At 37.3% G+C, this 14440-nt stretch carries 13 protein-coding genes; 8 read left to right on the forward strand and 5 right to left on the reverse strand.

Annotation, left to right across the window (positions count from 1 at the left end):
* The first annotated feature begins 150 nt into the window (after positions 1 to 150).
* The 5 genes from ACH8JV_RS12165 to ACH8JV_RS12185 all read left to right on the forward strand — a co-directional run bounded on the left by ACH8JV_RS12165 (position 151) and on the right by ACH8JV_RS12185 (position 5910).
* Positions 151 to 582, forward strand: coding sequence for a hypothetical protein (locus ACH8JV_RS12165; RefSeq protein ID WP_263613933.1), 432 nt, complete (start codon positions 151 to 153; stop codon positions 580 to 582).
* Positions 583 to 1117: 535 nt separating this feature from the next.
* Positions 1118 to 1648 carry a spore coat U domain-containing protein gene (locus ACH8JV_RS12170; RefSeq protein ID WP_396521490.1) on the forward strand — a complete coding sequence of 177 codons (531 nt, stop codon included), beginning with the start codon at positions 1118 to 1120 and terminating at the stop codon, positions 1646 to 1648.
* Positions 1649 to 1734: 86 nt separating this feature from the next.
* Complete coding sequence (locus ACH8JV_RS12175) at positions 1735 to 2442, forward strand: molecular chaperone (RefSeq protein ID WP_396521492.1); 708 nt, start codon at positions 1735 to 1737, stop codon at positions 2440 to 2442.
* Between the two features lie 40 nt (positions 2443 to 2482).
* Positions 2483 to 4891, forward strand: a complete 2409-nt coding sequence (locus ACH8JV_RS12180; RefSeq protein WP_396521551.1) for a fimbria/pilus outer membrane usher protein — start codon at positions 2483 to 2485, stop codon at positions 4889 to 4891.
* On the forward strand, positions 4882 to 5910 hold the full coding sequence (locus tag ACH8JV_RS12185; protein WP_396521494.1) for a spore coat U domain-containing protein: 1029 nt from the start codon (positions 4882 to 4884) through the stop codon (positions 5908 to 5910). The genes ACH8JV_RS12180 and ACH8JV_RS12185 overlap by 10 nt, the downstream gene beginning before the upstream one ends.
* 59 nt (positions 5911 to 5969) lie before the next feature.
* Here the strand turns inward: ACH8JV_RS12185 and ACH8JV_RS12190 are convergent, their stop codons facing one another.
* Entirely contained in the window at positions 5970 to 7322 is a 1353-nt protein-coding gene (locus tag ACH8JV_RS12190; RefSeq protein WP_396521496.1) for a PepSY-associated TM helix domain-containing protein, read from the reverse strand.
* Positions 7323 to 7638: 316 nt separating this feature from the next.
* Between ACH8JV_RS12190 and ACH8JV_RS12195 the strand changes: the two genes are divergently transcribed.
* From ACH8JV_RS12195 to ACH8JV_RS12205, 3 genes are all read left to right on the forward strand, one after another.
* Positions 7639 to 8436 (forward strand): MBL fold metallo-hydrolase, encoded by a 798-nt coding sequence (locus ACH8JV_RS12195; protein WP_284084615.1) that lies wholly within the window; start codon positions 7639 to 7641, stop codon positions 8434 to 8436.
* A gap of 267 nt (positions 8437 to 8703) precedes the next feature.
* Positions 8704 to 9870 (forward strand): MFS transporter, encoded by a 1167-nt coding sequence (locus ACH8JV_RS12200; RefSeq protein WP_396521498.1) that lies wholly within the window; start codon positions 8704 to 8706, stop codon positions 9868 to 9870.
* Between the two features lie 146 nt (positions 9871 to 10016).
* Positions 10017 to 10520 carry a hypothetical protein gene (locus ACH8JV_RS12205; protein WP_263613926.1) on the forward strand — a complete coding sequence of 168 codons (504 nt, stop codon included), beginning with the start codon at positions 10017 to 10019 and terminating at the stop codon, positions 10518 to 10520.
* A 54-nt stretch (positions 10521 to 10574) separates the two neighbouring features.
* Here the strand turns inward: ACH8JV_RS12205 and accC are convergent, their stop codons facing one another.
* The 4 genes from accC to ACH8JV_RS12225 form a co-directional block, all read right to left on the reverse strand.
* Positions 10575 to 11945, reverse strand: coding sequence for an acetyl-CoA carboxylase biotin carboxylase subunit (accC, locus tag ACH8JV_RS12210; RefSeq protein WP_263613925.1), 1371 nt, complete (start codon positions 11943 to 11945; stop codon positions 10575 to 10577).
* A 16-nt stretch (positions 11946 to 11961) separates the two neighbouring features.
* Positions 11962 to 12381 carry an acetyl-CoA carboxylase biotin carboxyl carrier protein gene (accB, locus tag ACH8JV_RS12215; protein ID WP_263613924.1) on the reverse strand — a complete coding sequence of 140 codons (420 nt, stop codon included), beginning with the start codon at positions 12379 to 12381 and terminating at the stop codon, positions 11962 to 11964.
* Between the two features lie 17 nt (positions 12382 to 12398).
* Positions 12399 to 12854 (reverse strand): type II 3-dehydroquinate dehydratase, encoded by a 456-nt coding sequence (gene aroQ, locus ACH8JV_RS12220; protein ID WP_004701126.1) that lies wholly within the window; start codon positions 12852 to 12854, stop codon positions 12399 to 12401.
* 235 nt (positions 12855 to 13089) lie between these two features.
* Positions 13090 to 14418, reverse strand: a complete 1329-nt coding sequence (locus ACH8JV_RS12225) for a Y-family DNA polymerase (protein WP_396521500.1) — start codon at positions 14416 to 14418, stop codon at positions 13090 to 13092.
* Between the last annotated feature and the right edge of the window lie 22 nt (positions 14419 to 14440).

Raw genomic sequence — 14440 nt, forward strand, 5'->3', positions numbered from 1 at the left:
GTATATCACCTGATCAAAAAGCTAGCTTTTAAACTGATCATCTTGTGTTTTTTTAAACGTTTTTTGATAGTATTTGTCAATTGAAAGAGTATTTTCAATAGATTTTATTACAACTATATAGCATTCTAAAAAATTAAGTAAGGATTTGAAATGAGCTGGAAATTGTTAACATTTTCTGTTTTTTTTACTGATATTTTTTTATTATTTTTAATGTTTTACCTTGGTTACGATTTTGAAACGTTTAGGAAAGTGGCTTTAGTTGAAACCTTACTTGTTATTGTGGCCATTATATTTGATGCAATGGAACAGAAAAAGAAACCTATTTTCCCCGGTTGTATCGTTTACCCTTTGCTAGGCATTTTATTTATTTTAGGTTTTACTCCCATTCTTGATTTTTTCGCAGAACGTCCTAAGGGGTTCCATACTTGGGATATCAAGAATATGTGGATGGTTAATGTGAGTGACGGAAATTATCAATTAGATCGGCTTGCTTGGTATGGCAAAGCATATGTTCAACTGGGCTTTGCGATGGTAGGTGGAATTTTAGGTTTCATTTTTCATTTAGTCTTTAGAAATACTTAAGCGACGTATTTTTCTTCTTTGCTGAAGGTAAGTCACTCTTACTATATAAAATTTAAGAAAAACTGTTCAATTTAAAGCTAACCACTTAGAATTCTTATTCATAGAATATTGCTTTCTTATTCATTTAAAATATATAGAACAAACAAAAGCTTAAATTTTGTTCTTCTAGTGGAAGCGAAATTTTAATAAATGATAAACTATAAAAAATGATGGTAAAATTTAACTAATGAAATTTTATCATTTTTTATTAAATCTAATAAAAAAGTGATTAAAATTACCGGAAATTTCTATAAAAAGTGGTATAGACCATACAAAAACACATAATTGAGAAATCCATCGAATTTTGAATTGTTAATAGATATTTAAAATGAAATTAATATCAGTATTTTTGTTGTTTTTTTGTATGATGCGCGGACAGTAGAGTAAAAAAATGACGCTTTGAAAAAACAGTCGAAAAAGCTAGTGATTGGATTGGGGAAGGCTAGTTTTTACATCTATTAATTCTTATTGGCGTAATGTAAAAAGGTTTTCAATCATGAAAAAATCTCTCATCGGTTTATCAGCAATTGCTATGGGTTTAATGTCTATCAATGCCGCAAATGCTGCAACGGCTACTGGTACATTAACTGTTAAGGCTACAATTACAAATAGTTGTGTACTCAATACTTCAGCTACAGGTACAACTGCTAATGCAGTTTTAGATTTTGGTACTTTAAGTTCTCTTGCTAGCAACGTAGATGCAGACACGACTACTACAGGTGGTACTGCAATTAAAGTTCTATGTAACAACACTGTGCCATGGACTTTGGCTTTTGATGCAGGCAAAAATGCTCAAACTACTCAACGCCGTATGATTGGCGGTGCAACAAGTAACGAATATATTCCTTATAACCTTTTCTCTGATACTAACCGTGCAACAGCAATCGGTATTTCAACAACAGCATATAGCGGTACAGGTACTGGTAATGTTCAAACAGTGAACGTGTATGGTCGTATTCCTGCTGGTTCAACTTTGCCGAGCGCGGGTAGTTATGTTGACACAGTAACTGTGACTGTAACTTATTAATTTAAAAATAAGTTCAATTCGCTGTTGTCGCTAGCTCTTGTTTGAAAGAGCTAGCTTAATTTGAGAAAAGTTGTTCTGGGCAAGTTATGAGAAAAAATATCTTTGTTGTTACAAGTTTATTATTATTTTTGCCTAGTATGCTAAATGCTGCCTCAATACGTCTTTCTCCCGTAAATGTGGAAATATTGAGTGATCAAACAGCATCCTCAATTAGTTTATATAATCAGTCAAATGAAAGTGCTGATTTACAAGTACGTATATTTGAATGGACCCAAAATGCTGGGCAAGATCAATTAATACCTACAGATGATATTGCAATTAGCCCACCTTTTTTAAAATTACAACCGAATGACTCTTATAATTTACGGGTAGTGAGAATTAAACCAGAGCCTATTTCTGGTGAAAAAACCTATCGTATTATTATTGATGAATTACCAAAGCCTATTGATAGCCGCAAAGCGTCTCAAGGTGTAAATGTATTGCTTCGCTCATCATTGCCTGTGTTTGTAGTCAATAAAGATGCAATTACGAAACTGAATTGGTCTATACAACAAGAACAAGATAATGCTTACCTTACGATAAGTAATGTTGGCAATCGCCATGCACTTTTAAATAATTTAATACTTGTCGATACGACTGCAAATAAAAGTTATCCGATTAAAGTAAATACTGTAAATGGTTATATTCTTTCCGGAAAATCAAGAAACTATAACATTAGCCCGGATTTTAAATTCCAAGCTAGTCATAAATATAATATTTCACTGAATATTAACGGTAAGCAAGCATCTCTATAAAGAGGCACGTATGAAATATCTCGTAAGTGCTTTATGTATTATGTACTTGCCGGTTCATGCTTTTGCTGAATCATTGCAAGATAGCACCAATGCCGCTTTACCAAGCATTCCGGAAGTTGCAAATTCTTCTTATCAGGGTTCTAGTTCTGATAAAGGATATGTACAGCTATTTTTAAATATTTCTGTTAACTCAAATACTTCTACGGACTTAATCTCGGTACGTCAAAATCAAGATAAAAAGTTATATGTTCGCGCCCGTGATTTAAAGGTTTTAAGGCTAAAAATGGATGAGCATGTTCCTGATAGCCAATGGGTGTGTATTAATGAACTTAAAGGAATCCAGTTTAAGTATCTGGAAAATGAACAGTCTCTAAACTTACAAGTTCCGTCAAACATGTTAATGGGTTACTCAGTTGACTTAACGGGTCAACAGACCACTAACTCCAGTCTGCTAAAAATGAAACCCTTAAATGCGGCACTCCTGAATTACAGCCTGTATCACACCATAACCAATGATGAGAGTATTTTCTCGGGTTCGGCTGAAGGGATTTTTAACAGCGCACTCGGTAACTTTTTATCAGGCGTTTTATACAACGGTAGTAATGAAAATAGTTATAGCCATGAAAAGTGGGTACGTCTGGAAAGTAAATGGCAATATGTAGACCCTGAAAAAGTCAGGATATATACCCTAGGTGACTTTATTTCTAATAGTTCTGACTGGGGTAGCAGTGTACGCCTTGCTGGTTTGCAGTGGTCGAGTGCCTATACTCAGCGTGGGGATATTGTTACCTCGGCATTACCGCAGTTTTCAGGTTCAGCGGCACTGCCTTCAACACTGGACTTATATGTTAACCAGCAAAAGATTTATTCAGGTCTCGTGCCTTCAGGCCCGTTTGACATTAAGCAGCTGCCGTTTATTTCTGGCAATGAAGTCACACTGGTGACTACCGATGCCACAGGTCAGCAAACTATTACTAAAAAGCCTTACTATTTTTCATCGAAGATTCTGGCAAAGGGCATCAATGAATTTTCAGTAGATGTTGGGGTTCCACGCTATAACTATGGGCTGTATTCAAACGATTATGATGATGCCACCTTTGCTTCGGGCGCGATTCGATACGGCTACAGTAACTCACTGACTTTAAGCGGTGGCGTAGAAGCCTCAACCGATGGTCTTTCCAACTTCGGAACAGGCTTTGCCAAGAATGTTTTTGGTGTTGGGGTGATTAATGCCGACATTGCAGCAAGCCAGTATAAGGATGAAAATGGTTATTCGGCTCTGGTCGGTTTAGAAGGGCGTGTTAGTAAGAGTATTTCGTTTAATACCAGTTACCGCAAAGTATTCGATAACTATTTTGACTTGGCCCGTGTGTCTCAAATTCGATATTTAAAAGAAAACCAGATTACTTCGGAGCCACAAAATTATTTGAGCTACAGTGCACTGGCGGATGAAGTATTTAGGGCAGGGATTAACTATAACTTTTATACAGGCTATGGTGTTTATGTCGGCTATAACCAGATCAAGTACAGTGATAACTCGTATAAGTTGCTATCTGCTAACTTAAGTGGAAGTCTGAACAAGAACTGGGGCTTTTATAGTTCAGCTTATAAAGATTATGAAAACCATAAGGACTATGGCATTTACTTTGCGCTTCGCTATACACCATCTACCAGAGTGAATGCGATTACAAGTTTCACTAATGACAGCGGTAAAACTACCTACAGACAAGAAATAAATGGATTTACCGATCCACAAATTGGTTCATTTGGATGGGGTGGATATGTTGAGCGAGATCAGGATGCACATAACAATAATGCATCGATCTATGGCTCTTATCGCGCCCGAGCTGCGTACCTAACAGGTCGTTATAACCGAATTGGAGACAATGACCAAGTTGCACTTTCAGCGACAGGATCATTGGTTGCGGCAGCAGGACGTATATTTGCAGCGAATGAAATTGGAGACGGCTATGCTGTTGTTACCAATGCCGGACCGCAAAGCCAGATTATCAATGGTGGAGTAAATTTAGGAGAGACTGATAAGTCTGGAAGATTCTTAATCGCGAATTTAAGACCGTATCAATCCCATCATATCTATCTAGATCCATCTTATTTACCATTGGAATGGGATGTGACAACGACCAACCGAACAGCACTTGTGGGCTATCGCCAAGGTACTCTTGTTGACTTTGGTGCTCATCGGGTTGTTTCAGGATTAGTCAAAGTTGTTGATAAAAATAACTCGCCATTATTACCGGGTTATACTGTTCGAATTAATGGGCAACAAGATGCTGTGGTGGGCTACGATGGCGAAGTATTTGTTCCCAACTTATTACAACAAAACAAACTTGAAGTAGATCTTCTCGATCATGGCACCTGTCAAGTTAATTTCACTTATGAAAGTCAGCAATACAGTGCTAAAAAATTGGGGCCTTATGTATGTCAATAAGTGTAGCAAGTCATAGATCTTGGATGGTAGCTAACAAGTTTTTATCAGCAATAAAGTATAGTTTAGCTGCCTTAACGTTATTTGTACTTTATGCATTTTTTAGTTCGGCACATGCTGCCTGCACGGTAACTGGAACTACAAATAGTACTTATAACTATACGGCGGCAAATATTAATAGCGATGCAACTATTAATTTCTCGGGAACGATTAGTTGTATTGGTGGGAAGACTACCCCAGAAATATCACCCTATTTGTGCATGAAAACAGTATTTACAGGGGCTACTACCGCGAATAGTAGTGTATCGTTACCTTATACGGTCACTGCAACTGTAGGCGGAGCAGGTTCGACTACCACTAGTCAAACGTCAAATGTTTGGTATGGGCCCGTGAGAACAGTCGCTACAAATAATATTGTTAGCTACTCTGTAAATATAAAAGTACCAGCCCGATCGGGAACGCTAGTCGCCTATCCTAAAGGAACATATACGGGTACAGTTCAGCTTTATTGGGATATGCAAGCAAGTTCAAGCACTGTATGTGAAGGTAATAGCGGTGGTGGTTGGGACTCAGGTAATACGTCTATCACGGCTAACTATGTTGTACCGAGTTTCTGTCAGTTAGATTCCACATCAAATGTTGATTTTGGCAATATTGACGATGTGAGTACGGCTAGTCGTGACTACACCGCTCAAGGTGCGATTAATGCAACTTGCAACAATGGAACACCTTATAGCATTTATTTGGGGGACGGCAATAATCGTATAAGCGGTGGATTTAGACGTATGACCAATGGAAGCAGCCAATACATTCCTTATCAGTTATACAAAGATGCTGCTTATAGCACAGTGTGGGATACTACAGGTGGCATAACAACGGTGGGTGGTTCTGGAGGAGTATCAAAGACAGGATCTGGTACTAGTCAAATTTCAAATGTATATGGAAAAATTCCGCAAGGAACCGCTATTTCAAGTACGCCTGGTAACTATTCAGATAGCATAGTTGTTACAGTGACTTATTAATTATTTGCCAACTCACTATTTACTTAAAGTAAGAGTGAGTTGGCAAGTATCATGGGTTTTTAGTTGGTTTGTAGAGAGCTTTGTTTTCGTATTAGCAATATAAATAGTGTGATCAATAAGCTAAATCCAAAGATGGGCAAACTAATTCCTAAAATAATAAGTGTAAGTGCTGTGATTATTTTTTGTTGATTGCTTGCACGCTTCCAGACCAATAAAGTTTGGCTAACAAAATGGCTAGTCGTAAGTTTTAAATTAGATGTTTTAAACCAAGCTTTATATGCATAAATAATCATGACGCATAGTCCAAGTGCATATAAAGCCAGTATAAGCTGATTGACCCAACCGAATAACACGCCAATATGAGCATCGACTCCCCAGCGTGTAAGCTTTGCAAATAATGAATAATCTTTAAAAGCTAATTTATCGATGACTTTTTGTTGGTGTATATCAATAGCCACACTATCTGCTTGTGTTGGCCATCTGCGCTGTAGTTCAGTAACAGTCCAAGCCTGATTTGCATCAACTGGTGGTTTGATTTGTATTTGTGCTGAATGAATTCCATTTGCTCTAGCAATTGCTAATGCAGAGTCAAATTCAGTTGGCATGATTTCTATATTCGAAGTTTCCATGACCATGCCATGATGTTCTTTATGCTCATCATGAGACATTTTTGGTAATGGCGCATTATTTAAAGTTGTGGCTAATGTTGGCGTTTGCCAATCTAACCATTGACGAGCAATACGAATATTATCACCGGCCCATTGGGACCATGTAAGACCCGTAATCGCAATGAACAATAAAAGTGGTAATAAGGTCAAGCCGATAGAACTATGCCACTTTAATAAACTATTTTTGTTTGATTGTCTGATTTTGAAGTTTTGACGACGCTTCCACCAACTATATAGGCCCGTTAGGGTTAAAATGCCCAGCCAGCTTGCAGCAAGTTCACTATAAAAACGTCCCCATTTTCCAAGTAATAAATTACTATGCAATTGATCTAAGAAGGTACGAAACGGTAGCACACCACTGGTTCCATATACAGCAAGTTGACCTTTTATAGAGAGTGTATAAGGGTCTACAAAAACAGCTTCATTATTTAAATGATGAGTTTTATCAGAAAAAATAACTCGTGTTGTTTGTATAGAACTTGGTGCTGGCCTAACTTCTGTAATTTGTGCAGACGCAGGCATAGCTTTTTTTGCTACTTCAACCTGTTGGCTTAGTGGGTAGGTATCTTTATTTAAAGGCTGAACATACAACGTATCTTTATAGATAGATTGTTCTATCTGAGGAGTAATTGCATATAGAAGGCCTGTAAACGCTGCAATAAATATAAATGGGGCAATAAAAATACCAGCATAAATATGTACAAGACGGAAAAGACTACGCCAAAAGCTAGGGGTACGAGGCATTTTGATGAGTATCAAACAAACTTTGGTGTGAAGTATATCTACTTTATTCTTAAATTTTAAAATAATTAAGGAATGAGGGTGTTTTGTATATCTAAGCAATTGTAAGAAAGGCTTTTTTAAATAAATAGATTAGAAGATAGAAGTAGGCTATTTTGACTACATTGAATTAGTGTCGAAAAATATATTCATTTATGGTTATGGGGCAAACTTAAGCCTTTGTTTGGGTGAGTATGAGAAATAATTTATAGATGATTAAATTTCTATTAAATTCATAGTTTATAATTGCATTTTATATAATTAAATAATTTATATAGCTATGAAAATTCATCATTTGCGAAGTGCAACTTTTATTATTGAAACTGGCCCTTATTTTATTTTAATTGATCCGATGTTGGGTGATAAAAGTTCGCTTCCTGCTTTTTCATACATCCGCTTTAAGGCTGAAAAGAATCCTTTAGTCGATTTACCTTTGAATGCCCAAGAATTATTAAACAAAGTTACCCATTGTTTAATTACCCATAGCCAAACTTTTGGAATAAAAGCATTTCAACATACTGATCATTTAGACCAAAAGGGTGAGGACTTTCTTGTTCAAAAGCAAATTCCTGTTTATTCCTTTCAAAATGATGTGTCGTATTTATCTAAATATGGGATAAATGTTCAGGGTGGTGTTGATTACTGGGAAGAAATCGAGTTTTTGGGAGGAAGATTAGTTGCCATACCAGCGCGTCATGGTCATGGCTGGATTAGTAAATTGATGGCGAATGGTTGTGGGTTTTATTTAGAATTGCCAAATGAACCTTCTTTATATATTAGTGGTGATACCGTACTGACCAATGATGTTAAAAATGCCTTGCTTAACTTTCAGCCTGATATTGCTGTAGTTGCTGCAGGACAAGCGCAAATGGATGCAGGGCAACCAATTCTTATGTCGACAGAAGAAGTGCGTGAATTTATAAAGCTTTCACCTAAACATGTGATTGCTAATCATCTTGAAGCCTTAAACCATTGTCCAGTAAAGCGGGAGGAGATAAAGCAAATTTCTATTGAAATGAATGCTATTCATCGTGTACAGATCCCTGAAGATGGACAAACACTTATTTATGAAAATTAAGACAAGATTTAATCAATATTTATTAAATGAAAATCTTGTATTTTCATATTTTCTATTATGAGTAGCGAATAACGCTATGAGTTTTTTATGTAAATGATAGAATTGCGACGGCCAGTAAGTAGTATCTATTTTGTCTAACTAATGAGCAGTCTACAAAATGTTTGAAATTAAATTTGTAGACTGTTGAACTACAAGTGAGGGTAAACGTAGATATACCTATGCAACCATTTAGAATTTCAGCCTATTGAAAATACAAAGGTTTATCACTTGTTCCCATCACTTACAATCCAAACCAGACTAGGTGGATTTTACTTTTTCTACTATTCCATCGTTGGCACATTCATGCCGTACTGGAATTTATATCTTCAAGACCAAGGGTTTAACTATCAGCAGATAGGTGTTTTATCATCTATTGCTATTGTGACACGTTTCTTTGCGCCTTTAGTTTGGGGTTGGATCGCAGATAAATCTGGTAAAAGAATGCTTCTGGTGCGGCTCGCAACTTGGATGGAAGCTTGCATATGGTTGGCTATATTTATAGTTCCTAATACCTTCCAATCTGTCGCTTTACTCATGCTTATTTTTAGCTTTTTCCAAAATGCAATTTTAGCTCAGTTTGAAGGGGTAACCTTATTTTGGTTGGGTGACCAAAGAGCAAAACTGTATGGCAAAATTCGAAAATGGGGATCGGTTGGGTTTATTGTAGGTGTGTTTACCATAGGTGCAATTTTAGAAATTATTCCAATTTCTATGTTGCCTATTTTATTGCTTATTATTGCTTCACTTGCATTTATTTGGGCTTTTACGATTCGTGAACCCGAGGAAGCTCCCACTTCGCAAAAGCATTTAGAGCCTTTATTACCCGTGTTGAAGCGTCCAGAAGTTGCTGCTTTTTTTACTATTGAATTTATTCTTCTTTTTTCACATGCACCTTTTTATAGCTTTTATAGCAATTTTTTAAAATCTTTAAATTACAGTACGACTGAAATTGGCTTTTTATGGGCAATGGGAGTGATGGCTGAAATTGTAATGTTTGCATTTGCTGCCACATTTTTTAAATATTTTTCTTGGCGAAGTCTTGTTGCCATATGTTTAGTTTTAACAAGTATGCGCTGGTTATTGGTTGCCGTTTTTTCTCATTATTTTATAGGCCAGCTATTTGCACAGTGCTTACATGCTTTTAGTTTTGGCTTGTTTCACCTTATTGCAATGCGGCTTATTTTCCAAAACTTTTCAATCGGGCAACAAGGGCGTGGTCAAGCTTTCTACAGTACCATGTGGGGGCTTGGAGTGGCATCTGGAAGTATTTTGGCTGGACATTATTGGAAAATTCTTACTGGTGAACATATTTTTATGATCGCTGCTTTAGTCGTGCTTTTAGGGTTGTGCTTTGTATTTTGGCTCCCTAAACAAATTGAAAAACCTGCTTCTTAATTGAGAACATTACTAAAATTGTTAGCTATAGGTAGTTAAAGATAAAATTGTTTGAAGAGAGGTATTGGTTCGTTACTGTTGAAAAATATTGTTTTTATATGGTTATGAAACAATGTTTTTCTAAAAAAATGTGCTAACTTAAACCCATGCGTTTAATGATTAATAAATCTATGAAAAATATTTATATTATGGGATTATTATTGGCTTTTTCTGGTTTTGCTATGGCTGAGACAGTGACTCAACAGCCAACAGAACAACCTGTTCGCACTGCAAGTAATCCTAACGCTATACGTATTGTTACTCGTCCTGAAATTATGGGATTGTGGGGAATGGAGATTCCAAATAATAAGAAATGTGTAGAGTACTATAACTTCCGTAGTAGTAATGATGTGGTGATTAAAAGCGGTGAAGAATGGTCATATGGTATTTATGAATACCAGCCATCGGATGACCCTAAAGAGCAGCTATCAGCTTTAGTGATGCAAATTAAATTTGATAATAATAAAGTCGATTGCTCTGGTCAGCAGCAAGATCAGACTGGTGATGTTTCCCAATATTTTGTGCAATGGAAAAATGACCATACCATCAATTTCTGTTCAACTGCTAAAGGTGAGCAATGTTTTGCAACACTACGTCGCATGTTGCCATAATTTGAAATGGATATAAAAAAGCCTCTTATGTAAGAGGCTTTTTTATTATGCATATTATGCAGTTTCAGCTTTCTTTTCTTCTTCCACTTTTTTCAACAAGTGTTTTTCAAGGTAATGGATGTCCATTGCTTGTTCACAGAAGTTTTTGTCTTGCAAGATAAGATCTTTATGTAAAGGAATATTAGTTTTAATTCCTGTAAGGATCATTTCGTCTAACGCTTGACGCATACGAGCAAGCGAAGTTTCACGATCTTTACCATGAGAGATCAATTTTGCAATCATTGAATCGTAATAAGGTGGAATGCTGTATCCAGGATAGATATGAGAATCTAAACGAATACCAGCACCGCCTGGTGCATAGAAACTTTCAATTTTACCTGGTGAAGGTAAGAATGTTGTTGGATCTTCAGCATTGATACGACATTCAATAGCATGGCCACGCACTTCAATATCTTCTTGTTGAAGTTCTAAGCCTAAACCAGCTGCAATACGTAATTGCTGCTCAATGATGTCAACACCAGTCACCATTTCAGTTACAGGGTGCTCAACCTGAACACGGGTGTTCATTTCGATGAAGAAGAATTCACCGTCTTCGAACAAGAATTCAAATGTACCAGCACCACGGTATTGCATGAGCTGACATGCGTGAACACAAGCTTCTAAAATATCAGCACGTGCTTGTTCTGGTAGATTTGGAGCAGGAGCTTCTTCTAACACTTTTTGGTGACGACGTTGTAATGAGCAGTCGCGATCATATAAATGAATCGCATGACCATTACCATCACCTAAAACTTGAACTTCGACATGGCGAGGTTTTTGTAAAAAGCGCTCCATGTATACGGTATCATCGCCGAACCACATTTCTGCATCACGTTGAGCTGCTTGAACTGACTCAAGTAATGTATCTACGCGTTCAACAATACGCATACCACGACCACCACCACCAGCTGCCGCTTTAACAATAAGCGGGAAGCCGATTTCTTTAGCTTCAGCTAAAGCGTTGTGGATGGTTACTGCATGGTCACAACCAGGTACTGTAGGTACACCAGCTTTTTTCATTGCAACAATTGCAGAAACTTTGTTACCCATTAAACGAATATGTTCTGGGCGAGGGCCAATAAATGTGAAGCCTGAGCTTTCTACAATTTCAGCAAACTCGGCATTTTCCGAAAGGAAGCCATAGCCTGGGTGAATTGCATCAGCACCAGTAATTTCTGCAGCAGTAATAATTGCTGGGATGTTTAAATAGCTGTCACTACTTGCACCCGGACCAATACATACTGCTTCATCAACGAAACGTAAATGCATCAAATCTTTATCAGCATCTGAATAGATACCGACAGTTTTGATTCCTAATGTTTTGCAAGCCCGGGTAATTCGTAAAGCGATTTCACCACGGTTTGCAATTAAAACTTTTTGCAACATAGTTGTCCCCGAGGTATTACGCGCGATAACGGAATAAAGGTTGACCGAATTGGATCACATCACCGTTTTTCACTAAAATTTCTTCAATCACGCCGCTTTGAGTTGCTTCAATCGGGTTCATGATTTTCATTGCTTCGATAATACCCAAAGTCTCACCAGCAGATACAGTTTGACCTACTTTAACAAATGGTGCTTCGCCTGGGCTTGGAGCAGCATAGAACACACCAACCATAGGAGAAGTTTCAACTGCTCCACGTGGAGTTTTTGCAGCAGGTGCTTCAGCAACAGGAGCTGCTGGAAGTGCTACACCAGCCGCAGCAACGACAGGATTGCGACGAGTTAAAGCGATCGATTGATCACCTTCTTTAACTTCAATCGCTTGCAAGTCAGACTCAATCATTAAATCGATGAGTTTTTTAATTTTGCGGATATCCATGGGCGACTATTCCTGAACTAGTTTGGGTTAGATGGTTGAATTTTTTCAATGGCGTAATCGAGTGCAAAGCTATAACCTTTTGCACCTAGACCACAAATCACGCCAATTGCTTTGTCTGATAAATAAGAGTGGTGTCTAAACGCTTCACGTGCGTGAACATTTGATAAATGTACTTCAATAAACGGAATGGCAACGCCAAGTAGGGCATCACGTAAAGCAACTGAAGTATGGGTAAGAGCAGCAGGGTTAATAATAATAAGTTTTACGCCTTCTGTTTGTGCCTGATGAATACGGTCAACAATGGCACCTTCCCAGTTGCTTTGAAAAGTATCTAGTGTAATAGAGGCTTGTTTAGCTTGAGCAATAAGTTGTTGGTTGATATTGTCTAGGGTAAGATGACCATATACTTCTGGTTCGCGTTTTCCCAGCAAATTCAAATTCGGTCCATGAATTACCAAAATGGTCGAACTCATTCAGATTGCTCCAGCTCTAAAGTTGCAAATAATCTTTGCAAGATGTCTGCAAAGTTTGCTTATTATGGCATATGTTTCTACAAGTTTTTTATAATTTCTTTTAATTGTCGCAGAAAGGGTACACCAAATTCGGCTTATATATTGTAAATTTTGCGACGAATTAGCAATGTTAAAAAATGACAAAATTTCAAGTAATTTAACGGAGCTTATTTTAAACCGAATTGACAAAAACAGTTCATGTATTTTGTGTAACGACGGTATGGGCATCTTCAATTGTTAACATTTCATTCCAGCGAGTTAGATAGTTTTTTGAGCGATGGCATTGTTTCATTTGCCAAGATGGATTACGCGAGTGATACCCCACTTGTAAATAATGACTACCAAAACGCTTACGGACCGTCCCCAAAGTTTCCATCAATTGTTGTCTTTGATGAATAAGTTCCAGAGGCTGCCATAAATCATCAATGTGTTGTTGACGCGCGTGTAGACCACAAAATAATACTCCAATTTTTATATAACTTTTATTTTCTTTATATAAAACATCAATTTGCTGCATTGCTGCTTTTGTTAGTATGCATAAATCATCTGTTGCATAGTGAAGACCAATGGCCTGAGAAGTGGCTTTTTTATAAGGAGGTCTATCTGTTTTCTCATAAAGCATGACCTGAATGCAGGCACAAAGTTGTTCTTGTTTCATTAAACGGCGATGCGCCCGATTAAGATGAAAAATAAGTGCTTGTTTAATAATCTCAATGCTGGATAAAGCTTGAGCAAAACTTCGTGATGCTAAAATCCGTTTAGTTGGAATGGCAGGATCGTCAAGTTCAATACATGATTGGCCTTTTAGCTCACGAATAGTGCGTGCCATGACCACAGAAAATGCCTTTGCCATATGATGTTCATTGGCAAAAGTTAAGTCTAGGCAAGAGTACACTTCATAACTTTGTAGCTGTTTGACCAATTGATAGCCAATTCCCCAGACTTCTTTGACCGATGTCTGTTGCATGAGGTCTTCCATAATTAATGGATCTAAGGTGATGAAATTACAGATTCCCTTAAAACTTTTAATTTTCTTAGCATAATGATTGGCTAGTTTTGCTTGTGTTTTTGAATATCCAATTCCAATACAACAAGGTAAACCTAACCATTGGAGGAGAGTCTTTCTCACCTCACTGCAGTAATCTGAGGTATCGATAGATTGAAGGTAAGGGGTGAGATGAATAAAGCATTCATCTATAGAGTAAGCTTCTATATCATCTGGAGAAAAAAATTGACCGAGGACAGCAAAAAAACGACGGGACATCTCGGCATATAAAGTGTAATTGCTTGAATAAACTTCAACACCAGCTTCTAAAGCATCTTTCTCAATTTGAAACCACGGTACTCCCATCTTAATACCTAAAATTTTTGCTTCTTCGCTACGTGAAACCACACAGCCATCGTTGTTAGATAAAACAACTACAGGTTTATCAATGAGTTTAGGGTTGAAAAGTCGTTCGCAGCTGACATAGCAATTATTGATATCAACCAGTGCATAAACTTCGCGGTGTGAGATTTCTCTCATTCTTTCATCCCCCAAATTCATC

It is taken from the genome of Acinetobacter sp. ABJ_C5_2, assembly GCF_044538485.1.
Lineage (GTDB): Bacteria > Pseudomonadota > Gammaproteobacteria > Pseudomonadales > Moraxellaceae > Acinetobacter > Acinetobacter nosocomialis_A.

Excerpts from the sequence above, each read along its gene's own strand:
- ACH8JV_RS12165 (WP_263613933.1), top strand. The coding sequence starts at position 151 with ATGAGCTGGAAATTGTTAACATTTTCTGTTTTTTTTACTGATATTTTT.
- ACH8JV_RS12170 (WP_396521490.1), top strand. The coding sequence starts at position 1,118 with ATGAAAAAATCTCTCATCGGTTTATCAGCAATTGCTATGGGTTTAATG.
- ACH8JV_RS12175 (WP_396521492.1), top strand. The coding sequence starts at position 1,735 with ATGAGAAAAAATATCTTTGTTGTTACAAGTTTATTATTATTTTTGCCT.
- ACH8JV_RS12180 (WP_396521551.1), top strand. The coding sequence starts at position 2,483 with ATGTACTTGCCGGTTCATGCTTTTGCTGAATCATTGCAAGATAGCACC.
- ACH8JV_RS12185 (WP_396521494.1), top strand. The coding sequence starts at position 4,882 with ATGTCAATAAGTGTAGCAAGTCATAGATCTTGGATGGTAGCTAACAAG.
- ACH8JV_RS12190 (WP_396521496.1), bottom strand. The coding sequence starts at position 7,322 with ATGCCTCGTACCCCTAGCTTTTGGCGTAGTCTTTTCCGTCTTGTACAT.
- ACH8JV_RS12195 (WP_284084615.1), top strand. The coding sequence starts at position 7,639 with ATGAAAATTCATCATTTGCGAAGTGCAACTTTTATTATTGAAACTGGC.
- ACH8JV_RS12205 (WP_263613926.1), top strand. The coding sequence starts at position 10,017 with ATGCGTTTAATGATTAATAAATCTATGAAAAATATTTATATTATGGGA.
- accC (WP_263613925.1), bottom strand. The coding sequence starts at position 11,945 with ATGTTGCAAAAAGTTTTAATTGCAAACCGTGGTGAAATCGCTTTACGA.
- accB (WP_263613924.1), bottom strand. The coding sequence starts at position 12,381 with ATGGATATCCGCAAAATTAAAAAACTCATCGATTTAATGATTGAGTCT.
- aroQ (WP_004701126.1), bottom strand. The coding sequence starts at position 12,854 with ATGAGTTCGACCATTTTGGTAATTCATGGACCGAATTTGAATTTGCTG.
- ACH8JV_RS12225 (WP_396521500.1), bottom strand. The coding sequence starts at position 14,418 with ATGAGAGAAATCTCACACCGCGAAGTTTATGCACTGGTTGATATCAAT.